Origin of the sequence: Dactylosporangium darangshiense (genome assembly GCF_039537565.1) — a bacterium.
Classification (GTDB): domain Bacteria; phylum Actinomycetota; class Actinomycetes; order Mycobacteriales; family Micromonosporaceae; genus Dactylosporangium; species Dactylosporangium darangshiense.
On the sequence record NZ_BAABAT010000002.1, the window covers coordinates 149587 to 175871 of the forward strand.

Sequence of the window (26285 nt, forward strand, 5' to 3'; positions counted from 1 at the left end):
CGCCCCGTATCGCTGCGGGGCGGTCGCCGCGAGGGTTGGTCAGGGCTGCGGCGCCGTCTGGCAGCGCATGCCGTTCAGGACGAAGGTGTCGGGAATCGTCCCGGCGTGCCGGCCGTCGATGTTGGCGCCGACGTCGGCCACCGAAGCGCCGGCTCCGAGATCCGAATGGCCGTCCAGGCCGGTGACGGTCACCTGCGTGCCCTCCTGCTGCCACGTACCGTTCCAGCTGGAGCCTGGCCGCACCTGACCCTCGACGTCGAAGCCGAGGGACCAGTCCTTCAGCGCCGTCCGGCCCGTGTTGGTGATCGACAGCGACACGGTGGCGCCGTTGTCCCAGGCCTGCTTGACCTGGTACGCGACCGTGCACAGCCCGGCGGCCGCCTGGCTTGGGCCGGCGCTCGGCGGCGAACTCGTCACGCCCGGGAGGACGCCGGATCCGGGCAGGCCCGACGCGGCCGCACCCGATCCGGGCCCGTCGGACCCGGCGGACCACTGGACCTGGCCGGACCCTCCGGAGCGCATCAGCGCGCTGGCAGCGACGGCCCCGGCAAGAACGACGACCACGGCCACAGCGCCGCCCACGACCGCCTTCCGCAGCCGGCCGGACCGTGACGGCGGCGGGGGCGGGGGCGGCGCGGGCTGCGTCGCCGCCGGCAGTTCCCTCGTGCCGCCCAGGTTGGCCGTCTCGTCGTCCGACGGCTTCACCGCGCGGACGTCGACGGCACCCATCCGTAGACCTACCAAGGCTGCGAGGCGATGCGCGAGTTCCCCCGCGAACGGGCGCGCGGCCGGTTCGACCGCGAGGCACCGCTGGTAGAGCGCCGCGACCTCCAACGGCATCCCCGGGATCAGCGGGAGCGGCACGGGCTCCGGGTTGTCCCGCAGCAATCCGGCCCGGCCCGCCACCGGCGGGTGGCCGGTCAGTGCCGCGAACAGCACGACGCCGACGGCGTACACGTCGGCGGCCCGGTCCCGGGTGCGGTCCGCCGGACGGGCCCGGTGCTCGGGCGCGAGGTAGGCGGACCTGCCGTCGCCCGCACGGCTGCCCACGATCGAGGCGATGCCGAAGTCGACGACCTTGACGCCGACGTCGGTGAGCATGATCGTGTCGGGCGTGACGTCACCGTGGGCGATACCGCGGGCGTGGGCCGCCGACAGAGCGGCGGCGACATAGGCGCACACCTCGACGGCGCCGCGCCACGGCAGCGGACCGTGGGCGAGCCGGTCGGCGAGCGGGACCCCGTCGACGAGCTCCATCACGATGAAGGCTTCGTCGCCGGTCACGCCGAAGTCGTACACGCTTCTGACGTTCGGATGGCTCAGGACCGCGGCGGCCTGCGTCGCGGCCTGCAGCCGTCCGCCGTCATTCAGCTTCGCGGCGAGCAGCCTCACGGCGACCCGGCGCCGGAGGACCTCGTCGTGCGCACTCCAGACGAAGGAGGTGCCGCCTTCGCGTACGCGTTCAATCAACCTGTACCGACCAGACACCAGTCTCGGCATCTCAACCACGCAAACAGTGTGCCACAGACATTCCGGTACATATGCCGGTGAATATGGACAAGATCTACTATGGCTCGGGCGCGTGCCCGAGCCACTCGGCAGGAAGCCTGCCGTCGTGACGCAGCGGCCGGGTCTTCGCCGCGTCGAACCCGGCCCGAGCGAGCGCGGCTCGGCTCGGCCGGCTGCGCTTCGTGGACGGCGAGCCGGGGTCCGCGGCCTATCCCGCCGCGTGTAGCGCCTCGCGGTCGTGCTCCGCGGCGGACAAGCGGGCCAGCAGGTCCGCCTCGCGGGCGTTGGCGTCGGCGGTCATGATCGCGTCGGTGACGCTGTAGTGGATTCGCCGTTCGCCGAACTGGAAATCGCGGAAGTGCGGAAGTGCGGTAGGCCGACCGACACGTCCGGGGATGGGCCTCGCAGGGCGTCGGCGACGGTGGCGAGGTCCCTCCAGGCCCGCTCGGGCCGCAGCGTCTCGGCAGGGTCGCCGCCGAATGGGTCCAGCACGACTGTGTCGGCGCCGAGTTCGCGCAGGGCGGTGAGGTCGGCGAGGATCTGAGCGAGGGAGCCCTCGCCGGTGAGGCGCCGGGCGTCGTCGAGTTGGGCGTCGGTGATCCGCAGGATGATCCGTGGCGTGAGCGCCGGCACCGGCCGGCCGGCCTTCTCGGCGAGGGCGGCCAGCCGTGCCAGCGCGGCACGGAACCAGGGCAGCGTGAACCGCAGCGGGTGCCACGGCGCGCCGAGCCGGACGGCGCGGCGCAGGCCCGCGTCGCTGTTGCCGCCGATCCACAGTGGCACCCCGCCGCCGGGATAGTCGCGCTCGTCCTTCCAGGCGGCCAGGATCTCGTCGAGGTACCGGTCGGTGAGCCGGCCGCGTTGCTCGAACGGCACACCCAGCGCGGCGAACTCCTCCCGCGCCCAGCCCACGCCGACGCCGAGCACGAGCCGGCCCCCGCTGAGCGCGCCGAGGTTCGCGGCCATGCGGGCGGTGAGCAGCGGATGGCGGTACGGCGTGATGAGCACCGTGGTGCCCAGCCCGATGGTGCGGGTGTTGCCGGCCAGCCAGGCAAGGGTGGTGAACGGCTCGTAGAACGGCGGGGGATACCGCGCCGCGACGTCCGGGGTGACCGCCACGTGGTCGGAGACCATGAGCAGGTCGAACCCGAGGCCCTCGACCGTCTCGGCCCACCGCAGCAGTATCTCGGGCGTCGTGCCGGGGCCGAAGTTCGGGACGTTTACGCCGATTCGCACGTGATCAACGGTAGTCGGCCTCGCCGATCATCGACGGCACTTCCTCATTCGCGCCGTGATCGTCCCGCGGTGGCCTGCGGCCGTTCCGGGTGGCGTCCAGCGTCGCCGGCGGCGACGCGGATGGCGGCAAGGATGTCGTCCAGGGCCCGCGCTGCAACCGCTGGAGCAACCTGCCGGCCGGTCACCGGTAGGCCGCCTCCTGGAGCCGATACAGCTGGGCGTAGATACCGTCGACGGCCATGAGCTCGGCGTGGCCGCCCTGCTCCGCGATCCGGCCGTCGTCGAGCACAACGATGCGGTCGGCCATGCGCACGGTGCTGAACCGGTGCGATACAAGGACCGTCACCGCGCCCTGCCGGGTGGCCTCGCGGACCTGACCCACGTACTGCCGGAACAGGTCGTGCTCGGCGAGCGGGTCGAGCGCGGCGGTCGGCTCGTCCAGCACGACGCACAGCGGTCGCCGCTCGCCGCCGACCTGCCGCATCAAGGACCGGGCGAGCGCGAGCTTCTGCCATTGCCCGAGTGACGGCTCCACCCCGCCGAACGCGGCGCCCAACCGGGTGTCGAGGCCGTCGGGAAGGTCGGTGATGATCCGGGTGGCGTCGGCGAGGTCGAGTGCGGCACGGATCCGCGCGGTGTCCCGGATGTGCCGGACATCGCCGACCCCGACGGTCTCACCAGCGCGCATCTGCAGCCGCGCATAATCCTGGTACACCCCGGACAGCCCGGCGGTCCAGCCGGCCCGGTCCAACTCGTCAAGCGGCCGGCCGTCGACGGTGATCTGGCCGCCGGTCGGCTCGTACAGCCCGGTGAGGAGCTTGACCAGCGTCGACTTGCCGGCGCCGTTGGCCCCGACGATCGCCACCGTGCTGCCGGCGGGCAGGTCCAGGTCGATGCCGGACAGGGTGTCGCGCTCGGCGCCGGCGTATCGGAAGCGGACGTCACGCAACGTGATGCCGCTGGTCAGCACGCGCGGTGCCGGCTGCCCCGGGCGGGCTGCGTCCGCGGCGTACTGGCTCAGCCAGGTGTAGTGGCCGACCACCTGACCGGCCTCCGCCACCGTACTGAGCCCCTCCAGCACGGTCCGGAGCTGGCTCTGCAGTTGGGTCGCCAGCGAGACCACCATGACCGCGGCGCCGACCGTGGTCTGGCCGGCGGCGACGAGCCGGCCCACGACCAGCAGGCCGGTGGCGAGGCCCGCGCCGTAGAGCAGCCAGGCGCCGGTCTGGTACGCGACGCCGCGCAGCCGGGCCTGGATCTCGCGGGCGGAGGCGGCCGCCCACAGATCGGTCGCGCGGTTGCTCAGTGCCGCGCCGCCGCCGGTGAGCATCACTTCCTTGGCCGGCTCGGGCCGGATGCACAGGTCGTGGAGGCGCTGCTCGTGCCGCAGGTCCTCGGCGCCGGCGTCGCGGGCGTCCCGCAGCAGTCGGTCGGAGCGCCGGCCGGCCAGGAACAGCGGCACGGCGAGCAGCGCCAGCAGGCACAGCGCCGGCCTGACCCAGGCGAGTAGACCGATCGTGACGGCGAGGCTGACCACCGACGCGGACGCGTTGAGCACCGCCCACGGCATCGACGCGGCGGCGTAGCTGCCCTGGAAGATCCGGTTCCACCGGTCGATGTGCGGCCCGTGCTCGAGGTGGGCGATCGTCGGGATGGTCGCGACCGTGCGCTGCACCTGTTCGCTGAACGCCATCCGCACCCGGCTTCTCAGATAGATCGACAGCGTACCCTCGACCCGGCTGGCGGTCGCCGACACCCCGCGCGCGACGGCGCCCAGCACCACCGCGCCCACCACGGCGGCGGTGTCGCCCGCCACACTGTGGTCGACCAGAAATCGTTGGCTCAGGCCGATTGCGGCGATGACCGCGCCTTGGCTGAGCGTCAGTGCGCACAACGCCACCGCGGCCCGGCGGTCGGTGCGCAACGTCAGCCGCGTCATGCGCCCGAGCAGGCGCAGCCAGTCGATCATCGGACGCCCTCCGTGGTCGCGTTCGCGGTGAACGCCTCGGCCTGCAACGTGAAGAAGCGCGCGTAGTCCCCGCCGAGCCCCAGCAACGCCGCGTGCGAGCCCTCCTCGGCCACCCGCCCGTCACGGAGCAGGATGATCCGGTCGGCTGACCGCACGGTGGAGAGCCGATGCGACACCAGGATCGTCGTCGCGTCGCCCACGTTGGACATCACCGCTTCGTGGAACTGAGCCTCGGCGCGCACGTCGAGGTGGGCGGTCGGCTCGTCGAGGAGGAGCACGTGCCGTCCGGCGGCGACGGCGAAGAGTGCCCGAGCCAGGGCGACCCGCTGCCACTGCCCGCCGGAGAGGTCGGTGCCGTCGGTTCCCTCGTTCCACAGTGAGGTGTCGAGCCCGCTCGGCAGCCCCGCCAGCAGTGCGGCGCCGCCCGCCTGCTCCAGGGCGGTCCGCACCGCGGCGTCATCGATCCGTTCCGGCGCCGCGTACGCCACGTTCTCGCGCAGGTCGGCCGGGTAATGGACGAAGTCCTGGAACAGCACCGCGAGGCGGCGCCGCCACGCCGGCAGGTCGAGCGTCGCCAGGTCGACGCCGTCGATGGTGATCCGGCCCGATTCCGGCCGGTAGAGGCCGCCGAGCAGCTTCACGAGGGTGGTCTTGCCGGCGCCGTTGGTCCCCACGAGGGCGACGGTCTCGCCGGGCCGGATCGTCAGCGTCAGCCCGTCGAGGACCGGCCGGGTCGCGCCCGGATATGTGAAGACGACGTCCTCGAACCGGATCGTCGGCGCAGCGGCCGGGACGGGGTGGCCGGCAGAGCCCGCCGCCACCGGGTGCGCCGCCAGATCGTCGGCCGCGGCGATCGCGCGCCGGCCGTGCTCGATGTCGTACGCCTCCAGGCCCATCGCGCTGATCGCCATGACCCCCCATGCGGCGAGCACGTACGTGATGAGCCGCGCGCCGTCGAGGGAGCCGGTCAGGACCGCGGCGGCCGGCAACCCGAGTGCCGCGCCGGCCGCCGCTACCGTCAGCGTCGCCGCCCACCATTGCCGGCGAAGCACCGCCAGCAGCTGCCGCCACACTGGCCCGTACGTGCCCATGCCGAGCGCGCGGAACCGTCCGGCGAACCACGGGCTCAACCCGAACAACCGCACGTCCTTGGCGGCGAAGAACACCGCCTGCTCGGAGAGGTAGTTGTGGTACCGCTGCCCGGCCGTGTCCGCGTCCAGTCTGTCGACGATCCCGATCCACTCCCGGCGCACGCTCGCCCGCAGCGCCAGCGACACCGCCAGCAACCCGATCGCCAGCGCCGCCGAGAACGTGGCGAGCAGCGCGGTCGCGGCCAACGCGCTCAACATCCGAAACGTGAGCCGCAGCTGGCCGGTCGCCGCGCCGCCGGCCGAACGATCCCAGCCGAGTCCCATGCCGACGTCGACCGCCTGTGCGGCCCGGTCCTGGAACTCCGGGCTCTCCAGCCAGTCCAGCCCAGGCAGCCGCGTGGCCTGCAGCCGGACCCGCGCCCGCAGGTCACCGTCGATGCGGCGCGCGACCATCGTCTGCACGGCCTGCAGCACGAGCCACACCGTGTGGTCGACGAAGAGCAGCCCCGCCACCAGCGCCGCCGCCCGGCCAGCTGTGTGTCGGCCACCCCCGCGGCGAACACGGCGACCAGGTGCCCGACAGCGAGCGCCTGCGCGGTCGGCATTACCGCTCGCGTTGCCTCCAGTGCCACCAGTGACCCCGCTGGTGCGGGTCCGGCCCGTAACAGCAGGCGCAGCAGGCGCAGCCGCTCCCCACCGAGCCCGGCCAAGCCGGTGATCCACCGTCGCACCATGCCGCCCGCCCCCGCTGATCGACCAATGCTGATATTGGCCGTCGGCGGACCGCCGCGCAACCCACTTCCACCACGGTCGCCGGCCAGGCGCCGATGTGCGCCCCGGGCCGGCGCGCAACGCGGCCGACGGGTCCTTACCTCGCCTCGATGATGCCGCGACGCGACATGGCGTGAGGTCCGCCGCCGCGAGGCCAGGTGGCCGTGGACCTCGTACGCCGGCTCCCACCTGGCGGATGCGGGCTTCGGCACGGCACCGCGCGACAGCAGCCGCCCTTCCACCCGCCCCGACGGGCGTTCGCCGGCGCGGAATGTGGGCACGTTCCTCCCATGAAGACTGTGCTGCGCAACGTGCGCGTGTTCGATGGCAGGCAACTTCTCCCGCCCGCCACGGTGGCGCTCGACGGCGACCGCATCGGATTCGACGCCTCGGACGCCAAGCTGGTCGTCGACGGCGCGGGGGCGGCGCTGCTGCCCGGGCTGATCGACGCCCACCTGCACCTCAACGGGCCGTCCGCGCTCGAGCGGCTGGTGCGTTTCGGGGTGACCACCGCCCTGGACATGGCCAACGCCCCGCCGGAGTTCATCGACTCGATGCGTGGGATCCGGGGGCTCACCGACATTCGCAGCGCCGGCACGGCGGCGATGGCCCCGAGCTGCATCCACTCGCACATCCCCGGGATCGGCGAGCGCGGCCTGATCCGTGACGCCGGCGAAGCGGAGCGATTCGTGACCGAACGGTTCGCCGAGGGCTCCAACTACCTGAAGATCCTGATCGATCTGCCCGGGCCCAGCCCCGACCGGGCCACGGTCGACGCGCTCGTCGCCACGGCGCACCGGCTCGGGCGGCACGTCGTGGCGCACGCCCTGTCGTACGAGGCCGCGGAGCTGGCGCAGGCGGCCGCGGTCGACGCCCTCACGCACACGCCGCTGGACCGGCCCCTGGACCGGATCGTGGCGGACCGGATGGCGGCCGCGGGCCAGACGCTGATCCCAACGCTGGTCATGATGGACGCGTTGACGGGGCCGTCGACGTCACCGCAAATGCGGGCGGTGTGGGCGATGCCCGACGCGAACTACGACAGCGCGCGGGCGAGCGTCGCCGCCGCCTACCGTGCCGGGGTACCGATTCTGGCCGGCACCGACACCAACACGGATGCCGTGGCGCCAGGTGACTTCACGTTCGGCGACAGCCTGCACTACGAGCTGGAACTGCTCGTCGATGCCGGCCTCAGCACCGTCGACGCGTTGCGCGCCGCGACGGTACTGCCCGCCGAACATTTCGGCCTGATCGACCGTGGCGTCGTCGAACCGGGACGGCGGGCCGACCTGATACTCGTCGACGGCGACCCGCTGCACGACATCCGCGCCGTGCGGTCGATCAGTCGCGTCTGGTGTGGCGGCATCGAGCACGTCGCGGCCCGCCTGGCCAAGCAGTCGTAGCGCCCGACGCCGGTGGGTCAACGCGGGTCCCGGGCGATGTCGCGCCACCGCAGCAGCCGATCGCCGCCGGTACCTGCCAGATGGCCGTCGTACCCGGCGATGACGGTGCGGTCGCCGGCCGGGCCGAGGTCCGACCAGGCCGCCTCCGTGGCCGTCGGCGGCCGGGCCCGCAGCCGGTGGTTGCGGTCGACGGCGAAGAGCAGCCCGCCCGCCGCGGTGAGGCTGACCGCTCCCGCGGCGCTCCCGGCGTCAGGCCAGCAGTGGTCGCCCTCGGCGAGCCGGGCCAGCGGCAGGCACCGGATCCGATCGTCCTCAGTGATGGCGAAGAGTGTCCCGTCGGCGCTGGCGAGCGCCAGGATCCCGTCCGGTGCGGTGCCGATCTCCTCCCACGGCGCCGGCTCCCGGACCGGCTCGCGGTACAGCAGCCGTCCCCGCGGCGTCGCGGCATACAGCCCGACCCCCATCCCGCAGACGGCCTCGCGCGGCGCCGCGAGGCACACCGGCGGGTCCTGGGACGCATCCGGGGGCGCCCCGGCCGGGCGCCAGGGGAGGTTCTGGCCGCAGGCGGCGCGGACCAGGAGCGTGCCGTCCGGAGTCAGCGCCCAGAAGGCGTGCTCGCAGGCGACCAGCGCGGCCAGCTGCGGTGCCGGCCCGATCGCGTCCCAGCGGGACGGGTCCGGCGGCGCCGAGAGGCGGTCCAGGACGTTTCGGGTGATCCGGTCGACCACCGGATCGGCGAGCGTGTTGCCCCAGTTCACCGTTGCCGCGTTGAACACGGTGCCGGCGCCCAGCCGGAACACGCCCATCGTCGCGTGGCCGCCCTGGCCGTATCGGCGCCAGTGGCGCAGGTCCGCCGTTGCCAGGATGACGAACGAAGGCGGGGTGCCGTCGGCGCCGGTGATGCGGGGTACACCGTCGACGTCCCGGTGCAGCGCGGCATCCGTCTCGTACCCGACCGCGCCGAGCGCGAACCGGTCGCCGTCGCGCAGGCCGGTGCCGGCGAACACCCAGTGCTCGGCGAAGCGGGCCGTGTAGTCGGTCTCCTTCATGACGTCCATGAACTCGCCCCATGCGCCGGCGCCGTGCCGGTAGCCGACGCCGGTCATCGTGTTCTCCGGGCGGTGCACCGGGGCCGCCGCCCACTCGACCGTCGTGCGCGCCGGGTCGATTGCGGCGACGGGGTCGCGTACCGGGTCGCGGTAGCAGACCATGGTGCGGTCGGCATCCTCGAAGCGGACCTGCCACAGCGCCGTGTTGGCGGCGAAGTACGCGACGTTGCCGCCGGCCGCGGTGAAGGACTCGACGGCGTCGCGCATCTCCTTCGACCAGTACTCGTCGTGGCCGTTGACGACGAGCAGGCGGTATCCGCGCAGCAGCGCCGGGCCGTCGGCGTGCAGGTCGAGGTTGGAGCAGAAGTCGACCTGGTAGCCGGCCGGACGAAGCCAGCGCAGCAGCCCGTCCTCCCAGCGTTCCGGGGGCGGCCCGCCGCCGGGGCGGTCGAACGATACGTGGGACGCCCTGGTCGGCTCCTCGGCGTAGTAGAGGCTTTCGCCGGGGATGCCGGAACGGTTGTACGCCTGCCAGGTCGCGAACGGCACCGAGACGAGCGTGGCGGCGGACGGGTGGCCGGCCGGGCGGCGCACCACGAAGTACACCTCCTGGTCCCTGTTCTTGAAGACGGCCCGGCAGAGGGAGCTGGGCCAGTCCTCGGGCACCGCAAGTGTCCACACCGGACAGTCGACGTCGGCCGTCAGCAGGAGGCGATCGTCGGTGGCGTCGTGGACCGTGACGGTGTCCGGGCCGGGGCCGAGCAGGGTGAAGCGCAGCGTCCCGCCGGAGATGCAGGAGGTGGCGTGCGCGTAGACGGGCAACGGTCAGGCGGCCACGGTGAGCGCGCCGAGCGCCTCGGCCACGAGCAGCGCCTCGATGCCGCGCAGGTGCTCCTCGATCTTCGCGCGGTCGAAGACGCTGGTGTCGGCGAAGAGGGTGAGGTCGAGCACGCCGGGCACGGCGTTGACGTGCAGGAAGTAGCGGGCGCCGTAGTGATCGACGGGCTCCCAGGTGAGCGCCGTGCGGGGCAGTGCGGCGCGCAGTGAATCGGCGCTGACGCCGGCCGCGGCGGAGACGGGGGTCTGCATGTCGAAGCGGCGGTCGTTGAACGAGCAGGACAGGTCGACGTCGCCGAGTTGCGCGACGAGCGCATCGAGGGCGGCCGGGTCGTACTGTGCGTGCAGGTACGCCTGCATCGAGGCCCGCATGGCCCGGCCGATGACGGGGCCGAGCTCGTCGTCGCCGACCTCGATGACGCACAGTCCGTCCTGCGAGGCGGGTCCGACCGAATCGGCGAGGCCGGGGCGGAACCGGTTGCTGACGATGACCTGCAGGACGGCCTCGCGGGCGCCGGTCTGGCGGGCGAGCTGCACCGCGGCGGCGGCGAGGATGACCGCGGACGTGCTGACCCGCTCGCGGTCGGCGAGCAGGCTGACGGCCTGGTCGCCGGCGGGTGAGCTGAGGGTGGCGCTGACGAACCGGGGATCGCCGTCGGGTTCGCTGAACCGGTTGCGGGGGACGGCGCGCAGGTGGCGCTGCCAGTACCGAAGCGCCTTCTCGCTCTGTCGCCGCCCCGCGTCGGATCGCTGGTGCAGCGCCAGGTCGTACGGCTGGCGGTCGGGCGGGTCGAGCGTGGGGTGGCCGGCGAGGCTGTCCAGGACGTCGCGCACGAGCGCGGTGAGCCCTCCCCGGTCGGTGACGAGGTGGCAGATGGCGAAGACGGCGTGCGTGACGACGTCGCCGACGCGCACCGCGCCGACCCGCAGCGGCCACTCGTTCGGGTAGTCGAACGGCGGCTCGGTGAGCCTTCGCTGCAGTTGCCGTGCCGCGGCGGCGGCCTCGTCCCGCTCCGCGTCGACGACCTCCAGCTCGATGACCCCCTCCCGCGCCACCATCTGCCGCGCCTCGCGGACCTCGTCGAGCCGGACCTTCGTGCGCAACGACTCGTGGCGGGCCATGATGTACGCGACCGTGTCGGTGATCCTCGACAGCGGCGTGTCGACGCAGATGCCCTCGTCCTCCAGCGCGGTCACCCAGCTCATGTTGAGGCTCGCATCGTCGGGAACGAGGCGCTGGATCGCCCGCCAGATCGCAGTCTGGCCCCAGCTCAGCCCGCATTCGCCGCCCCGCGCACCGGTGAACCCGATGGGGATCCGTTCCGTCATCGCTGCGCCGCTTTCGTCAGGGTGTGACTCCGGCGCCTCATTGAATCGGTGGCGTTCAAGGCTGTCAATATAGTGGCAGCCCGACCATCGCGGGCTTCCCGCCCGCCCGGTTCAGGACTCCCCGGTCACAGAGCGGCCTCGTCGAGGGGGAGGCGCACCTCCAGGCAGGTGCCGCCGCCCCGCGGGCTGTCCAGCGTCAGCGTGCCCCCAAGGGCCTCCACCCGGTCGGCCAGGCCGATGAGGCCCGAGCCATGCCCGGCTTCGGCGCCGCCGACGCCGTCGTCCCGGACCACCAGGCGCAGCTGATGGTCGTCGACGTCCGCTCGTACCGAGACGACGGTCGCCCCGGCGTGCTTCGCGGCGTTGGTGAGCGACTCCGCCACCACGTAGTAGGCGGCCACCTCCACGGGCTCCGGCAGGCGGGCGTCCAGCCGGACGTCCAGCTCCACCGCCACGCCGGAGCGGCGGGCCAGCGCGCGCAGCGCGGGCCTCAGCCCACCCTCGGACAAGATCGCCGGGTGTACCCCGCGAGAGAGCTCCCGCACGTCGTCGACGGTTCCGGTGAGCCCGGCCACGACCGCCGACAGCTCCTCCCGCAGCTCGGGCAGGTCCGTCGGCACGCACTCCTGGATGCGGCGGAGGTTCAGTCCCAGCGAGATGAGCCGCTGCTGGACGCCGTCGTGCAGGTCGCGCTCGATCCGGCGGCGCGCCTGGTCGGTGGCGAGCACGAACCGGGACCGCGACGCGATCAGGTCCGCGCGGGCCTGGGTGTTGGCGATGGCGGTGCCGATCAGGTCGGTGTACTCCGCGAGCCGGGCCTCGGCGTTGGGCGCCGGCGGTTCCTCGCAGGCCGTCCCGGAGGCCACGACGCCCCACAGCCGCCCTTCGACGTGGATGGGGGCGCCGACCGCCGCGCGAAGGCCGCGCTCGCGCAGGTGGGTGCCGAGAACTCCGGTGGCCTCGGTGAAGTCGTCGATGCGGGCCGGCTTGCCGGTCCGCAGTACCATCGCCGTGACGTTGCGGCCGTCCAGCGGCATCCGGGCGCCGACCGGCAGATCCAGGTCGGCACCGCCCCAGGCCGCAACGACCGTTCCGGTGCCGTCCGGTTCGTAGCGCACGATCCGCACCGACTCGGTGTCGATCAGCTGGCCCAGCTCGGCGGCGACCGCAGCCGTGACCTCGGCCGGCGGGACGCCGCGCGCGACGAGCGTGGCGATGCGCCGCAGGGCGATCTGCGTCTCGACGCGCTCGGTGAGCTCCCGGTAACCGCGCTCCAGCGAGGCGGCCATGACGTTGAAGAAGCGTTCCAGCCGGCCGATCTCGACGGTGCCGGTCTCGGGCAGCCGGGTGCTGAGGTCGCCGCTGGCGAGCCGGTCGGCCATGGCGGCGACCCGGCGGATCGGCTGGACGATGACCCGTGTCTGGTACCACCCGACGAGGGCGATGACGAGCGCCGACCCCGCCAGGCCGCCGACGACCGCGAGGATCTCCTGTTGGACCAGCCGGTCGATGCGGGCGTCCGAGGTGTCGACGATCTGCCGCTCGGTCATCCTGAGGGTCTGGGCCTCCGCGTGCAGTTCGGCGATCCGCCGATCGCCTTCCCGCATCGTCGCCGCGTCCCGCGCGTTCGGATCGCCTCGCCGGGCCGCATCCATGACCGGCATCGAGTAGTCGTCGACGAACGATCGCGAGATCTGGGCGATGCGCTCTGCGTGGTGCCGCTCCTGGCTCGTCGTGGCGATCTGCTCCAGGTGCTCGGTCGCGCGGGGGAGGTCCGCCGTCGCGACCTGCCAGTCGGCGACATACCCGGCGTCCCCGGTGACGAAGTACTGCACCTGTCTCGTCTGCGCATCGTCGGCGAGCCGCTCGACGTCGCCGACGGCGTCGAAAACCTGCTGGGCGTGGCGCGTCACGCGGGCGGTGGTCCGCTGCTCGTTGATCGAGAAGAGCAGGACGCCGAATGCCGCGCCGACGATCAGTAACAGTGCGCCGGTCGCCAGCACCATGCGGCTGATCAGCCCGCCCCTGGTCCGGCTCATGCCCGCCCCTCCGTATCAGGCTAGCGCGTGGCCAACCCAGGGGTGTCCACATGGAGTTCTGTCAACCTTCAGGCCCGGCCCGCCCGCTCCATCTCGCCCTGCGGCGAATCGGGCACTCGGCGGACGGCTGCATGGCGTGCCTTCAGAACCATGATGCAGATGGCGCTGATCACCGCACCGACGGCGATGGCCAGCACGTAGAGCACCGGCCTGCCGATGAGGCCGATGACCCAGATGCCGCCGTGCGGTGCCCAGGAGGTCGCGTGGAAGGCCATCGAGAGGGCGCCGGTCACGGCGCTGCCGGCCATGATGGACGGGATCACGCGCAGCGGGTCGGCCGCTGCGAACGGGATGGCACCTTCGGTGATGAACGAGGCGCCGAGCAGCCACGCGGCCTCACCGGCCCTGCGCTCGGCATCGGTGAACAGCTTCGGGCGTAGCACCGTGGCCAGCGCAAGCGCGAGCGGCGGGGTCATGCCGGCGGCCATCACGGCGGCCATCACGGTGTGGTTGCCGCTGGCCAGTCCCGCGAGGCCGAAGGTGTACGCCACCTTGTTGACCGGCCCGCCCATGTCGAAGGCCATCATGGCGCCCAGCAGCAGGCCGAGCAGGATCGCGTTGGCGCCGCTCAGCGCGGTCAGCCAGGCGGACAGGCCCTTTTGCACGGCGGAGATCGGCTGCCCGATAGCAATGATCATGAGACTGCCCACGATCGCACTCGACAACAGCGGAACGACCACCACCGACATGACGCCCGCGACCGCGCGAGGCGCTTTGATCCGGTTGATCGCCATGACCACCGTCCCGGCGAGCAGGCCGGCGATGAGGCCGCCGAGGAAGCCGGCGCCGATCGAGGTGGCCAGCAGGCCACCGACAACGCCGGGGACGATCCCGGGCCGATCCACCATGCCGAAGGCGATGAAGCCGGCCAGGATCGGTACCAGCATGGAGAACGCGACAGAGCCGATCTCGAACAGGACCCCCGCGAGCCCCAGCGTCGCCCACAGCTTGGACGGGTCGGCGACGCCCGGGTATGTCACGCCCTCGAAGGTGCCGCCGCTGACCTTGCTCGCGATCGACGGGCCGCCGATCAGGAACGACGACGCGATGAGAATGCCGCCTGCGGCGACGAACGGAATCATGTAGCTGACGCCGGTCATCAGCCACTGACGTATGCGCGTTGCCAGGGGGGCGCTGCGGTCCACCTTCGTGGACAAGGCGGCGATCGGACCGGCAGCGGCCGGCGACCGTCCGGCCTGCTTCTTCGTGGACGGGCCGGCGATCTTCTTCTTCAACGGGGCGGCGCTCTGGCCGGCAGCGGCCGACGACCGCTTGGCCGCCGCGGCGGCCTCTTGGATCAGACTGGGCGCGTGGATGATGGCCCGCTTCACCGGGGCGATCACCTGGGGCTTGCCGTCGAACCGGGCGCGATCGCGAACCTCAACGTCGGCCGCGAACACCACCGCGTCGGCGGCCGTGATCTGCTCCGGGCTGAGCGGCGTGACCGTCCCTGCGCTCTGAGTCTCCACGATGATCTCGTGGCCGGCCGCGTGGGCTGCCTGCTCCAGCGCCTCCGCGGCCATGAACGTGTGCGCGATTCCGGCCGGACACGAGGTCACGGCGACTATCTTCATCGCCCGGCACCTCCCGGTTGACGAGATCCACGACGTCGTGTGCCGTCGTCGCGTTCAGCAGTGCCTCCCGGAACGAGGCATGGACGAGCCGCCGCGCCAGCGAGGCGAGGATGCTCATGTGTAGGTCGTCGTCGCCGGTGGGAGCTGCGACGAGGAAGATCAGGTGCGCGGGCCCGTCCGTGGCGCCGAAATCCACGCCGGCCGCGCTGCGGCCGAAGCCGAGCGCCGCCGCGGAGACGTGCGACGACCGGGCGTGCGGGATGCCGACCCCGCCCTCGATGCCGGTGGGCATCTGCGCCTCGCGGGTGAGGACGTCCGTCAGGAAGCCGTCAAGGTCGGTGACGCGGCCGGTGGCCGCGACCCGCTGTGCGAGCGCCCGGATGGACTCGTGGCGGTCGGCCGCAGTCAGGTCCAGATCGACGAGGTCGACGGTGATCAGGTCTTCCACTGGGGTGGTCATGACAACTCCCGAACTCGGTTGTACCCGATAATTAGCGGATCCGTACCGCCGCCCGGTCTGGATTCGACGGCGCCATGCCGGCCAACGGCTTGATGACGCCGGGGTGGGTCGGCAACGAGGCGCGCAACGTGATCCGCTGGTAACCCCAGATGCTGTGGCACCAGCCGCAAGCTCTGCCACGACCGCCGGAGATATCCGCCGGCGGCGTGTGGCACGCTGCTCGACAACGCCAGCCACCTCGCCTCCGCGGCCGCGTCGAGCGCCGTAGGCATCAGCGCCCTGCCGGGTCAGGCCCTCCGGCGAGTTCGGATGCAAGCCGCACCGAAACAGGGTGCCTCGCCTGCGGTCGACACCATGTTGGGAATCTTACGCCGCAGCCGCCTGGCCCGCCGGTACGTCCACTAACGACCCATATCACCGCGTTGTCGCCCTTGCCGGCGCGCGTCTCGGTCCGGCGCGGGGCGGTCAGGCCGACTTGCGCACCACGAGCGAGCAGTCCGTGAACACTTCGGTCGGCGGCGTGCCACGGCCGGCGACGCGTGCTGCGAGCAGGTCGACGGCCTGCTTGGCGACCTGCGCGGTGCCTGGCTCGATCGTGGTGAGCGGCGGCGTGGTGAACTCCGCCATCGGCACGTTGTCGAATCCGATGACGGCCACGTCGTCGGGCGCGCGCACGCCGCGGGCCGCGAGCGCGTGGAGCGCGCCGAACGCCATCGTGTCGTTGAAGCAGAAGACCGCATCAGGCGGCCGCGGCAGGCCGAGCAGGCGCGCCATGCCGGCGGCGCCGTCGCGCAGGTGCCACTCCTCGGCGGTGACGATGTACTCGGCGGGCACCGACAGGTCGTTCTTGGCGAGCGTGTCGCGGAACGCCTCGAGGCGCAGCGACGCGGCCGACGTGGTGGCGACGCGCGGGTTCGCGCCGATCGCGGCGATCCGGCGGTGGCCGCGGTCGACGAGGTACTGCGTCGCGAGCTGGGCCGCCTCGGTGTTGGCCATCGTGACGTGGTCGACGGGTCCGCGGAAAATTCGCTCGCCCAGGATGACGAGCCGGTCGTTGCCCGTGAGGTACCGCTCGTCGCCGGGTCCGAGCGCGTGGGGCTGGAAGATCAAGCCGTCGGAGTGCTGGCGGCGTGCGCCGGAGAGGATCGCGATCTCGTTCTCGCGCCGGGCGCCCGTCTGCTGGATGACGACTGTCCAGTCGTGCCGCTCGGCCTCGGTCATGATGCGCCGGGCGAGGTCGGTGAAATAGTCGATCATCAGGTCAGGGATGGCGAGCGTGATCGTGCCGGTCCGCCCGGTCCGCAGGCTGCGCGCCGACGTGTTCATGCGGTAGCCGAGATCGTCGACGGCGCGCAGCACGCGGTCACGCGTCTCGGGCCGTACCGACGTGTGCCCGGAGAGCACGTTGGACACGGTTCTGGCCGTGACGCCGGCGCGGGCGCCGACGTCGGCCATCGTGACGCTCTCGCCCTTGCGTGCCATCTGCTCACCTACCTCCGGTTGCGCAGCGGACGCGGACAGTCGCCCAGGATACAGGCGGCAGCCGAAGCGCGAGCGTGCCGTCGTCGAGCCTGGTGTCGAGCGGCCGCGGCACGACGGCGTCGGGGTCATCGACCGTGTTCGTCGCCGCAGGGTCCGGCGCCCACAACAGCTCGGCGTGCTCGACGGAGCGCGGGGCCAGCTCGCGCAGGTCGAGCGCGATGTCGGCGGCCGTGGTCGTCGAACGGTTGGCCAGGTGGACGAGCGCGTGGTCGCCGCCGGGAGAGACGGTCACGACGCACGTCGCGTCGGCGCCGCCCGTCGCGTCCGCCGCGGTGTCCAGCACGGTGTGGCCCGCGCTGCGGGCGACGGCGGCGAACGGGTGGAACGTGGTCTGCCGCCAGGCGGGCCGGCCGGGCTCGGCGCGGATCGGGCCGATCACGTTGACGAGCTGCGCCATCGCGGCGATGGCGACGACGTCCGCATGGCGCAGGATGCTCTGCAGCAGCGTGCCGACCACGACCGCATCGGCGAGCGTGTACTGCTCCTCGAGGATGCGCGGCGCCTCCTCGAACACGCGCCGCGGCTCGATCTCGTCGTACGACGTGTAGTTCCACACGTTCCACTCGTCGAGGCTGATGCTGACGTCGCGCTCGCTACGCGTCGCGGCCCGCACGTGCGCGATGGTCGCCGCGACGTCGTCGAGGAACCTGTCGAGCATGTCCGACGAGCGCAGGAACCGCGCGCGGTCGCCCTCGTCGTAGAAGTAGATGTGGCATGACAGGTGGTCGACGAGGTCGATCGTGCGGGTCAGCACCTCGCGCTCCCACGTGCCGAACGTGGGCATCCGCTCGTGCGAGCTGCCGACCACGACGAGCTCGAGCGCGGGGTCGAACCGGCGCATCGCGGCGGCGGTCACGGCCGCGCGCTCGGCGTAGGCGGCTGCGGAGCTGTGGCCGAGCTGCCACGGGCCGTCGGCCTCGTTGCCGAGGCACCACAGGCGCACGTCGTGCGGCTCGGGCGAGCCGTTGGCGACGCGAGCGTCGGAGAGCGTCGTGCCGCCCGGGTGGTTGGCGTACTCGAGCAAGCCGAGCGCCGAGCGTGCGTCGCCGAGGCCGAGGTTGAGCGCGAGCATCGGCTCGACGCCGGCGTGCCGGCACCACGCCACGAACTCGTCGGTGCCGAAGGTGTTCGGCTCGACGGTCTTCCAGGCGAGGTCGAGGCGGCGCGGGCGGGCGTCTCGCGGGCCGACTCCGTCGCGCCAGTCGTAGCCCGAAACGAAGTTCCCGCCGGGATAGCGCACCACGGTGACGCCGAGCTCGCGGACGAGCTCGAGCACGTCGCCGCGGAAGCCCTCCGGCGTCGCGGACGGGTCGCCGGGGGCGTACAGCCCGCCGTAGACGCCGCGGCCCAGGTGCTCGACGAACGAGCCGAACAGGCGCGGGTTCGCAGTGCCGATCCGGCGGGCCGGCCGGAGCCTCACGGGCGCGGCGGGGGTGTGGTCATCCACGTCGACGATCTACCTCTCTCGTTTGTTCATCGATGAAACTAGGCGACACAGCTGGCAGCGTCAACGCGAACAACTGGTCGGCAGCGCTTTCGTTGGAGACGCTTGACGAAAAGCTTTTCGGCGGGCAAAGTCACTGCCCTAACAGGCTCGATTCATCGATGAAACAATCCTGGGTTCGGCGGCGCCGCCGCACGGTCAATGGCGACAGAGGGAGACAGCTCATGAGGAACGCCCGCCTCGCTCGCGCGCTCGTCGCGCTGGTGGGGGCCGCAACGCTCAGCCTGGCGGCCTGTTCGTCCGGCAGCTCGAGCAGTGGGGACACGGCCGGCGGCTCGACCACGCTGACGGTCTGGCATTACTACAACACGGACGGGCAGGTGCAGGGCCTGGAGCGGCTTGCGACCGCGTTCGAGGCCAAGCACCCCGGCGTGCAGGTCCAGTTCCAGTACGTGCCGGTCGAGCAGATGACGACGAAGGCGGTCACCGCCGCGGGCGCCAAGACGGGCCCCGACGTGCTGGTGTTCGGTGCCTCGGGCACCTACCCGCTGGCGCAGGCGGGCGCGATCAAGCCGATGGACGACTGGTGGTCCACCTACGCCGACGCCAAGCAGTTCCCCGACGGCGTGCTGCAGAAGATCGACGGCAAGTTGTACGGCGTCCAGGGCTACGTCAACCTGCTGGGCCTCTGGTACAACAAGGACCTCCTCGACCAGCTCGGCGCCCAGGTTCCCACCACGATCCCCGAGCTGCAGGACGTGATGGCGAAGGCCGTCAAGGCCGGCAAGCAGGGCATCACGCTCACCGGCAAGCCGGGCCTCGAGAGCCAGTGGCAGGGCTTCCCCTGGTTTACGTCCAACGGGTTCACCTACGGCAGTGCACAGGCCGCGCCCATGGCGCAGACGTACGCGATGCTCCAGGACTGGATCGCCAAGGGCTACCTGTCCAAGGAGGCGGCGTCGTGGGACCAGGTGGTCCCGTTCCAGCAGTTCGCCGCGGGCTCGTCGGTGTTCGCGGTCAACGGCAACTGGCAGATCGCCGCCGCGGCCCAGGCCAAGTTCAAGTACGGCGTCGCGCCCCTGCCGATCACGTCGCAGGGCGGCGTCCTGCTGGGCGGCGAGGTACAGAACGTCGGTGCGTTCTCGAAGCACCCCGACCTGGCGAAGCAGTTCCTCGACGACTCGTTCTTCTCGGTTGACGGCGAGCTCACGCTGCTCGACGCGTTCGGCTCGATCCCGGCCCGCGCCGACGCCGCCGCGTCCGCGAAGATCAGCAGTGACCCGATCCTGAGCGTGTTCGGCAAGATCGTGCAGCAGCAGGGCCGCCCGTCGCCGAGCCCGCAGGTGCCGTCCAAGAATGTCGACAAGGTCGAGACGCTCGTCGGCAACTACTGGTCAAAGGCGATCTCGGGTCAGGGCAAGCCGGATCAACTCGCCAACGAGCTGCTCGACCAGCTCAAGCCCCTGTTGAAGGGCTGAGGTCGCGTGAGCTCGAGCGTGCCCCCGGTGTCCGCGCCGACGAGCACGACCGCCGCCGGCCTCTCCGCACCCGCGCGGGCGCGCAGAGGCCGGCGCCGCGGCCGCACGGTCGACCGTCGCATTGCCTTGGCGACTCCCGCAGGTGCCCTGTTGCTCGCGCTGGCCGTCTGGCCGCTCCTACAGCTCGGCAGCATGAGCCTGCACGCAGTGAGCGCGTCGACCCTGAACTCCAAGTGGGACTTCGTCGGTACCGACAACTACGCGGCGATGCTGCGCGAGCCCGACTTCGGTCAGGTCGTGGTCAACACGTTGGCGTTCGTCCTCATCGTGACCGTGATCGGGATGGTCGGCGGCTTCATGGTCGCGGTCGCCGTCTTGTCCTCGACCCGCGGCGGCTCGTTCCTGCTCGGTCTGATGGTGTTCGTCTGGGCGTTGCCGCCGGTCGTCAACGGGTCGATCTGGAAGTTCCTCCTGGCCGACCAGGGCCTGGTCAACCAGATCCTTCGCGCCTTTGGCGGCCACGGGCTGGGGTTCCTCTACGACTCCGACTTCGCCCTGTGGTCGGTCGCGCTGGTCAATGCCTGGGCGGTCGTGCCGTTCAACGCGCTCGTGCTGCGCGCGGCGTTGCTCGGCGTCGACCCGCAGGTGCTCGAGGCCGCGGAGCTCGACGGGGCGCGGCCCTGGAAGCGGGTATGGCATGTCCTGGTGCCCGCGGGCCGCACCGCCGCGACCGTCCTCACGATCCTGACGATCGTGTACGCCTTCCGCAGCTTCGACTTCATCTACGTCATGACGTCCGGCGGACCGGGAACGGCATCCACGACGCTGCCGTTCCTTGCCTACTCCGAGGCGTTCCTGACGCTCGACTACGGACGGGGAGCCGCCACGGCGCTCATCGCGCTCGCCGTTGTCGTCGTGCTTGCGCTGATCTACTCCCGCGACGTCCGCCGAACCGAGGGGGAGGCATGATCCGCCGCCGCCGCGAGCCAATCGCCTTCTCGTTCCGCTCCGTGCTCTATGTGCTCTACGGGCTTCCGCTGCTGTGGATTGTCCTCACGTCTCTCAAGAGCCAGGGCGAGGTGCTGTCGAGCCAGGCCTCGATCGTGTTCCACCCGACGCTCGAGGCGTATCGCGCCGCGATCGCTGATCCGGCGCTCGGTGCCGCGGTTCGCCAGTCGGCGATCGTGGCGATCGGCACGACGATCATGTGCCTCGCGTTCGCGACGCCCGCCGCGTATGCGCTCGCCAGAACGCGGAGCGCGATCGTCGTGCCGGCGCTCACACTGCTCGTCGTCCTGCAGATGGTGCCGCAGGCCGCGAACCTCATCCCGCTGTTCTGGCTGCTGTCGAAGTGGGGTCTCCTCGATACCACGTTCGGCCTCGTGCTCGCGGACGCGACAATGTTCCTCCCCTGGGCGATCCTGCTGCTGCGGCCGTTCTTCGGGCAGATACCGACCGCGATCGAGGAGGCCGCACGCGTCGACGGCGCCTCCACGATCCGCACGTTCTCGTCGGTGGCGCTGCCGCTGGCCCGCAACGGGATGCTCACCGTGTCCTCGGTGATCTTCCTCGTCTCGTGGGGCGAGTTCCTCTATGGCATTACGTTCATGCTTTCGCCCGAGAAGTACCCACTGTCGTCACTGATCGCGGTGCAGGCCGGCGCCTACGGGGCCGACTGGCCGGCGATGATGGCGTTCGCGGTCGTCTCCGCGGTGCCGGTGCTCGTGGTGTACGTGGCCAGCCTGCGGCTGCTGTCGTCGGGTTTGACCATGGGCGCGGTCAAGTAGCGCTGACCAGGGGTGTAGCTGGGAATCTGGTGGGTAGCTCGCCCGGTGCTGTCGGACGGGGGTTGTTCAGGGTGACCGAGGGGAACGACGATGGTGCTCACCGAGGATGAGGCGCTCGAGCTGCTCACCTATCTCGTCACCGCCGCCCGGACCCAGCTCGACGAGGCCGCGGAGTACGGTCCGCTGCGGCTGCTGACCGCTGCACAGCGGCTCGCCGGCTACATGGCGCCTCGGGTGTCGCCCGAGATGCGCTCGCTGCTGGAGGGCCCGATCCAGCGCGTGCCTCAGACGGCGACGCGTTCGGCCGACCCCGACGGGTACGCGGCCACGCTGGACACCATGTGCCGCGTCCTCGCAGAGCACCTCGTCACGCGGTACGGCATCGATCGGGCCGCCCAGTGAGCCGCGATGCGCTCGAGGTGATCAGGACGCGTCGAACCGTGCGTGCCATGACGAGTGAGCCGGTCCCGCGTGACCAGTTGGAGCGGATCCTGGACGCCGCCGCACACGCCCCGAACGCGGGCAACCGGCGCCTGCAGCGCCTCGTCGTGATCGACGATGCCGCGACGCTGCGCGTGCTGCGCATGGTCTCGCCCGGCATGCTCCAACACCCGGCGGCGGCGGTCGTCATCTGCATCGACGTGGCCCGCGCCGTGGAGTACGGCTTGCCGGCGACGAGCAGCGGTCTCCTCATCGACGTCGGCACCGCCGCGCAGACGATGCTGCTGGCCGCGCACGCGCTCGACCTCGGGTCCGGACCGGTCACCTCGTTCAGCAAAGCCGCCGTCAGCACAGTCCTCAACCTGCCCGCCCGGTGGAGCCCCGAATTGGTTGTGTGCCTCGGCCACGCGGCTTCCACGCAACCGTCGCCGGTGGGCCCGCACCGGCGGCTCACCTGGCGCGACCTCAGCTACTGGGGCCGCCTGGACAGAAATGCGAACACAGTGGCCGGCTCGTGAGCCGTGAACCACTGCGGTACTGCGGCACGATGCCCGGCTGGACGGCGGGTCTAGGGCGTACCCGGCTTGTGGGCGTAGAACGGTAACCTCGTGCCGTGATCGAAAACGCGAAGGTCGCCGTCGTCGGCGTGGGCAACAACACGTCAGCGCTGGTGCAGGGAATCAATTTCTACCGCAGCACCGGCAGCTTGGTCGGCATCCATCAGCCCCAGCTGAACGGGCTGGGCGTTGAGAATATCGACTTCGTTGTGGCCTTTGCCCTCTCCGAGGGCAAGGTCGGCAAGGATCTGCACCAAGCGATCTTCGCGCCGCCGAACAATTTCCCCCGCCTCGACGCAGAACTTCCTCCGTCTGGCGTGGTCGTGCGGGACGGGCTCACGGACTCGACCGGGATCCGGCGGGTGGCGGAGGCGCTGGAAGGTGCCGAGGTGCTGCTGTACTCCGCGCCGAGTGGCCGGCCGGATATTGCTCGGGCGTACGCGGAGGCTGCTCTGCTGGCGGGCGTGGCGTTCGTCAACACCACCGCGGACCCGATCGCGCGCGATTTCTCGCTGCTCAAACGCTTCGAGGAAGCAGGTCTACCGCTGATCGGCGATGACCTGGCCAGTCAGTTCGGCAGCTCCGTCGTGCACAAAACCCTGCTGCGGCTGCTGGAGGAGCGCGGTTTGACCCTGGTGAGCTCCTATCAGGTCAATTTGGGGGGTACCGAAGACTTCCGCAATCTGGCCGAGAACCCGGCCAGCAAGAAGCAGTCCAAGATGAATGCTCTGGGCTCCGAAAAGGTCCAGCTGGCGCCCCTCGGTTACCTGCCGCACCTGAAATCGCAGAAGATCGCCCACCTCAACATCGAGGCCCAGGGATGGGCCGAAACGGCGGTGAGTCTGGACATCCGGCTGCAGGTCCACGACCCGAGCGGCGCCGCCGGTGTCAACATCGACCTGATCCGCGTGGCTGCCACCGCCCTCCGGTCGGGCCGTGGTGGCTATCCGGCCGAAGCGGCGGCGCACCTGAAGTCTCCACCCGGGACCTCGGCCTGATCTCGCCGACTCGAGCATCCTGGGACTGGACGAGTCCCAGGGCCGGTGCGAGGCGATCCGCGACCCGGTGCACCCAGCCGAGATCATCGACGCGGTCGCCCTCGTTGGCGCAGTGCCTGACGTCGGCGGGGCAGCGGATCGCTGGTTCTATGAGGAGGCCGGCGGTCCTGTTGGTGGTGCTGGTCGCGGCCTTCGGGCTGGCCGCCTGCGCTAGCTCGGCGAGCCCGAGTCCCGCGCCGCCGCCGCCGCTCGGGATGGCGCCCTTCGACGGGGACGGGGAGGTGCTGTCCCGCCAAGACCGACTGGTCGGCGCGTGGAACTCGACGGAGTACGGCGAGCCGCACGTCGAGGTCTCGATCCGCGAAGGTTGGCAGATTCATCTCCGCGGGCGGTGCACCGGCTCGGACATTCTCAAGGTGCGCGTGACCGCCATCAGCATGTCCTTCAGGGACGCCTGGACCTGCGACGGTCGGTGGCGGTTCCTGATGGTGTTCTTCCCGGCCGATTCGGCCACGGTTGGCCTCGTCGACCTCGGTCCGTTCACCGTGGCTCTCGACCGGGCCGACACCATCACCTCCTGGGACGTCGAGGCCTACGCGACGAAGCTGACCCCGTCGATCGGTCCGAGCTTCTCGCCATGGCCGTCCCCGACTCCGCTCCGCGCCTGATACGCCACGATGATCGCCCTCCCAGCAACTGGACAGGCGAGGGTCGACATTCGCCCGTCCAGAGATGGGTCGGATTTCAGCCGTCTTGGACAGGGCACCACGCGGGCGCGAACGTGCCTGTTCATTCATGGTGGTGCGCAGTGACGACGTCTGTGCCAGAAGTGCCGTCGTCCCCCTCGCCCTGATCGCCGGTAGCATCCGCGGGATCCCGTGGTAGTGGCAGCTCATCGACATCTCATTCGGCGCCTTTGGCATCATCCCGCTGCTGCTTGCCGAACGTGCAATCCGCAGGCTCGCCACGCAGACATCCCGAATCGCCATCGCGCCACCGGCTGCGGCATCTGCACCGACCGGCAGTTAGAGTGCTTGCCACGCCGGCGCTGCGCGCACACGGGCGTGGTGGTGGTCGACGAACAACCTGACCACCCGCGCCACGCATCGGTCCGCAGCGCGGGTCGCGGGCAGACCCGGATGCCTGGCCCGGGCATCAGTCCTGCGCGCCGCAAGGCGCGTCTCCATCTGGGCTTGTTCAGAGGTAGTCGAAGAATCGGGTAAACCAGGTCGCGTTGGCGATACCGCCGAAGACCCAGCGGTTTGGGCCGTCGTACGGCGTGGCGAGCACGTGGTCCGGCACGACGAGGTAGCCGAGTCCGGTGAGGGCCTCCTCGATCCGTTGCCGGTCGTCGGGATGCACGGGCGCTACCTGGTCCCCCTGGATGGACGGCTTATAGGTGGCGAGAGCACCGAAGTTGCTGACCAACACCGCGACCGACAACGGGATCCGAGTGCGCTTGGTGCGCGTTCGGGTGGCTTCGGCCGGAACTCGGATGCTGCCGAAACATGCGGAGTCCTGCGGGTGCCCCGGGTCGCACGGGCAGCCGTAGACCTCGCTCAGCCGCTCAACGAGCCGGGCGAACCTGGCCCGAGCGGCGGCGTAGTCAAAGTCCCGCGGCACTTCCAACCCGTCGCCTTCGCCAGGCGGAGGCGCGAGCTGCTCAAGCTGCGCCACAGCTTCCGACTCCACCAGGACGTACTGACCTGGTGCCGCCTGCTCATCCACCGGCCGGAGCATCGACTCCAGCCGGATGTTCGGCGGCTCGATCGGCTCGTCCAGCGCCCGCAGCATCGACCACCAATCCGGCTCATAAGTCGTCACGGGCTGCAGGTTAACCGGGAAGATCAATGGTCGCCGCTGATTTGCGTCGGGCCGAGTGCAGTCGGCAGAGTCGTGAGAGACCAGGCCGGCGCTCCGGAAACCGCCGTCGTGAGCGCCAGCGCCCCCGGTCACCAACAATCGCACGGCCGTAGCCTACCGATGCTGATCAAAGGGCGTCGCCCGACGATGACCACGGAGCAAGGGTGTCCCGCTCTACCGCGCCCGGTCCGGCCAGGCGAGCAGCGCGTGTTCGGCGATGCGGTGCAGGTCGCCGGTGGTGGCGCCGTCGCGGGCCTGGGCCGACATGCCCTGCAGGACGGCGCCGTAGAAGGTCGCCAGAGTGCGGGGGTCGGTGTCGGCCGGGAGTTCCCCGGTTCGTACGTCGCCGGCGATCCTGGATTCGAGGGCGCGTGCGCCGGCCGCTCGCTGATCGCGTAGGTGGGCCGCGATATCGGCGGACTGCGGAGAGCAGTTGGTCGCGGCGCTGATGAGCAGGCAGCCGTGCGGGCGGTCGGCCCGGGTGTAGGCGGCCGCGGCGTCGCGCAGCAGGCGTTCGACGGCGGCGCGGGCGCTCGGCTCCTCGGTCAGCGCGCGCTCGATGAACGCCGCGTAGGTGCGCATGTACCGCTCGAGGGCCTCGATGAACAGCGACCGCTTGTCCCGGAAGGCGGCGTAGAGGCTCGGCGCCCCTATGCCGACCGCCGTGGTGAGCATGGCGATCGACGTCGCGTCGTAGCCGTGCTCCCAGAATACGACCATCGCCCGCTCCAGTGCCTCGTCGCGGTCGAACGACCGAGGGCGGCCCATCGTCATGACGCCATTCTATAGCGATCGCTACAAAGCTTTGGTACGGTCCTTCTAGAGCGATCACTACAGAAGTCTGGGGA

At 71.2% G+C, this 26285-nt stretch carries 20 protein-coding genes and 1 pseudogene; 8 read left to right on the top strand and 13 right to left on the bottom strand.

Features of this window, described 5'->3' with window-relative positions:
• Positions 1-39: 39 nt before the first annotated feature.
• The 4 genes from ABD901_RS04285 to ABD901_RS04300 all read right to left on the bottom strand — a co-directional run bounded on the left by ABD901_RS04285 (position 40) and on the right by ABD901_RS04300 (position 6318).
• Positions 40-1470, bottom strand: coding sequence for a serine/threonine-protein kinase (locus ABD901_RS04285; protein WP_345121439.1), 1431 nt, complete (start codon positions 1468-1470; stop codon positions 40-42).
• Positions 1471-1806: 336 nt separating this feature from the next.
• Entirely contained in the window at positions 1807-2745 is a 939-nt protein-coding gene (locus ABD901_RS04290; RefSeq protein ID WP_345121441.1) for an LLM class flavin-dependent oxidoreductase, read from the bottom strand.
• A 181-nt stretch (positions 2746-2926) separates the two neighbouring features.
• Positions 2927-4714: an ATP-binding cassette domain-containing protein gene (locus tag ABD901_RS04295; protein ID WP_345121443.1), complete on the bottom strand. Its 1788-nt coding sequence runs from the start codon at positions 4712-4714 to the stop codon at positions 2927-2929.
• Positions 4711-6318, bottom strand: coding sequence for an ABC transporter ATP-binding protein (locus tag ABD901_RS04300; RefSeq protein WP_345121445.1), 1608 nt, complete (start codon positions 6316-6318; stop codon positions 4711-4713). Before ABD901_RS04300 ends, ABD901_RS04295 begins: the two co-directional genes overlap by 4 nt.
• A 548-nt stretch (positions 6319-6866) precedes the next feature.
• On the opposite strand from ABD901_RS04300, the gene ABD901_RS04305 reads away from it, so the two are divergent.
• On the top strand, positions 6867-7979 hold the full coding sequence (locus ABD901_RS04305) for an amidohydrolase family protein (protein ID WP_345121447.1): 1113 nt from the start codon (positions 6867-6869) through the stop codon (positions 7977-7979).
• A 17-nt stretch (positions 7980-7996) separates the two neighbouring features.
• On the opposite strand, the gene ABD901_RS04310 is transcribed toward ABD901_RS04305, so the two are convergent.
• The 7 genes and pseudogenes from ABD901_RS04310 to ABD901_RS04340 all read right to left on the bottom strand — a co-directional run bounded on the left by ABD901_RS04310 (position 7997) and on the right by ABD901_RS04340 (position 18316).
• A complete protein-coding gene (locus tag ABD901_RS04310) occupies positions 7997-9850 on the bottom strand; it encodes a N,N-dimethylformamidase beta subunit family domain-containing protein (protein ID WP_345121449.1) in 1854 nt (617 codons plus the stop codon).
• Between the two features lie 3 nt (positions 9851-9853).
• Entirely contained in the window at positions 9854-11194 is a 1341-nt protein-coding gene (locus ABD901_RS04315; RefSeq protein ID WP_345121451.1) for a condensation domain-containing protein, read from the bottom strand.
• Between the two features lie 125 nt (positions 11195-11319).
• Positions 11320-13233 carry a sensor histidine kinase gene (locus ABD901_RS04320; RefSeq protein WP_345121453.1) on the bottom strand — a complete coding sequence of 638 codons (1914 nt, stop codon included), beginning with the start codon at positions 13231-13233 and terminating at the stop codon, positions 11320-11322.
• Between the two features lie 68 nt (positions 13234-13301).
• Positions 13302-14867: a PTS fructose transporter subunit IIC gene (locus tag ABD901_RS04325; protein ID WP_345121455.1), complete on the bottom strand. Its 1566-nt coding sequence runs from the start codon at positions 14865-14867 to the stop codon at positions 13302-13304.
• A gap of 28 nt (positions 14868-14895) precedes the next feature.
• Positions 14896-15327 (bottom strand): annotated as a pseudogene (locus ABD901_RS04330) (PTS sugar transporter subunit IIA); the annotation flags it as partial.
• 465 nt (positions 15328-15792) lie between these two features.
• Positions 15793-16809, bottom strand: coding sequence for a LacI family DNA-binding transcriptional regulator (locus ABD901_RS04335; protein WP_345121458.1), 1017 nt, complete (start codon positions 16807-16809; stop codon positions 15793-15795).
• Positions 16810-16813: 4 nt separating this feature from the next.
• Positions 16814-18316 carry an alpha-N-arabinofuranosidase gene (locus ABD901_RS04340; protein ID WP_345121460.1) on the bottom strand — a complete coding sequence of 501 codons (1503 nt, stop codon included), beginning with the start codon at positions 18314-18316 and terminating at the stop codon, positions 16814-16816.
• 221 nt (positions 18317-18537) lie between these two features.
• Here ABD901_RS04340 and ABD901_RS04345 point away from each other — a divergent pair, with 221 nt between their 5' ends.
• From ABD901_RS04345 to ABD901_RS04375, 7 genes are all read left to right on the top strand, one after another.
• Positions 18538-19791 carry a sugar ABC transporter substrate-binding protein gene (locus tag ABD901_RS04345; RefSeq protein WP_345121462.1) on the top strand — a complete coding sequence of 418 codons (1254 nt, stop codon included), beginning with the start codon at positions 18538-18540 and terminating at the stop codon, positions 19789-19791.
• A gap of 192 nt (positions 19792-19983) precedes the next feature.
• Positions 19984-20760: a carbohydrate ABC transporter permease gene (locus tag ABD901_RS04350; RefSeq protein WP_345121464.1), complete on the top strand. Its 777-nt coding sequence runs from the start codon at positions 19984-19986 to the stop codon at positions 20758-20760.
• Positions 20757-21578 carry a carbohydrate ABC transporter permease gene (locus ABD901_RS04355; protein ID WP_345121466.1) on the top strand — a complete coding sequence of 274 codons (822 nt, stop codon included), beginning with the start codon at positions 20757-20759 and terminating at the stop codon, positions 21576-21578. Before ABD901_RS04350 ends, ABD901_RS04355 begins: the two co-directional genes overlap by 4 nt.
• Positions 21579-21668: 90 nt before the next feature.
• Complete coding sequence (locus ABD901_RS04360) at positions 21669-21980, top strand: DUF6092 family protein (RefSeq protein WP_345121468.1); 312 nt, start codon at positions 21669-21671, stop codon at positions 21978-21980.
• Positions 21981-21997: 17 nt separating this feature from the next.
• The gene (locus ABD901_RS04365; RefSeq protein WP_345121470.1) at positions 21998-22537 is read left to right on the top strand and encodes a nitroreductase family protein; all 540 of its coding nucleotides are present in this window, start codon (positions 21998-22000) and stop codon (positions 22535-22537) included.
• A 95-nt stretch (positions 22538-22632) separates the two neighbouring features.
• Positions 22633-23574, top strand: a complete 942-nt coding sequence (locus ABD901_RS04370; RefSeq protein WP_345121472.1) for an inositol-3-phosphate synthase — start codon at positions 22633-22635, stop codon at positions 23572-23574.
• 149 nt (positions 23575-23723) lie between these two features.
• Positions 23724-24242, top strand: coding sequence for a hypothetical protein (locus ABD901_RS04375; RefSeq protein ID WP_345121474.1), 519 nt, complete (start codon positions 23724-23726; stop codon positions 24240-24242).
• Between the two features lie 529 nt (positions 24243-24771).
• Here ABD901_RS04375 and ABD901_RS04380 read toward each other — a convergent pair.
• Together ABD901_RS04380 and ABD901_RS04385 are read right to left on the bottom strand one after the other, a co-directional pair.
• On the bottom strand, positions 24772-25398 hold the full coding sequence (locus ABD901_RS04380; protein WP_345121476.1) for a hypothetical protein: 627 nt from the start codon (positions 25396-25398) through the stop codon (positions 24772-24774).
• A 213-nt stretch (positions 25399-25611) separates the two neighbouring features.
• Positions 25612-26211, bottom strand: a complete 600-nt coding sequence (locus ABD901_RS04385; RefSeq protein ID WP_345121478.1) for a TetR/AcrR family transcriptional regulator — start codon at positions 26209-26211, stop codon at positions 25612-25614.
• Positions 26212-26285 lie beyond the last annotated feature (74 nt).

Excerpts from the sequence above, each read along its gene's own strand:
- ABD901_RS04320 (WP_345121453.1), bottom strand. The coding sequence starts at position 13,233 with ATGAGCCGGACCAGGGGCGGGCTGATCAGCCGCATGGTGCTGGCGACC.
- ABD901_RS04335 (WP_345121458.1), bottom strand. The coding sequence starts at position 16,809 with ATGGCACGCAAGGGCGAGAGCGTCACGATGGCCGACGTCGGCGCCCGC.
- ABD901_RS04305 (WP_345121447.1), top strand. The coding sequence starts at position 6,867 with ATGAAGACTGTGCTGCGCAACGTGCGCGTGTTCGATGGCAGGCAACTT.
- ABD901_RS04375 (WP_345121474.1), top strand. The coding sequence starts at position 23,724 with ATGAGGAGGCCGGCGGTCCTGTTGGTGGTGCTGGTCGCGGCCTTCGGG.
- ABD901_RS04355 (WP_345121466.1), top strand. The coding sequence starts at position 20,757 with ATGATCCGCCGCCGCCGCGAGCCAATCGCCTTCTCGTTCCGCTCCGTG.
- ABD901_RS04295 (WP_345121443.1), bottom strand. The coding sequence starts at position 4,714 with ATGATCGACTGGCTGCGCCTGCTCGGGCGCATGACGCGGCTGACGTTG.
- ABD901_RS04385 (WP_345121478.1), bottom strand. The coding sequence starts at position 26,211 with ATGACGATGGGCCGCCCTCGGTCGTTCGACCGCGACGAGGCACTGGAG.
- ABD901_RS04345 (WP_345121462.1), top strand. The coding sequence starts at position 18,538 with ATGAGGAACGCCCGCCTCGCTCGCGCGCTCGTCGCGCTGGTGGGGGCC.
- ABD901_RS04360 (WP_345121468.1), top strand. The coding sequence starts at position 21,669 with ATGGTGCTCACCGAGGATGAGGCGCTCGAGCTGCTCACCTATCTCGTC.
- ABD901_RS04350 (WP_345121464.1), top strand. The coding sequence starts at position 19,984 with ATGAGCCTGCACGCAGTGAGCGCGTCGACCCTGAACTCCAAGTGGGAC.
- ABD901_RS04315 (WP_345121451.1), bottom strand. The coding sequence starts at position 11,194 with ATGACGGAACGGATCCCCATCGGGTTCACCGGTGCGCGGGGCGGCGAA.
- ABD901_RS04325 (WP_345121455.1), bottom strand. The coding sequence starts at position 14,867 with ATGAAGATAGTCGCCGTGACCTCGTGTCCGGCCGGAATCGCGCACACG.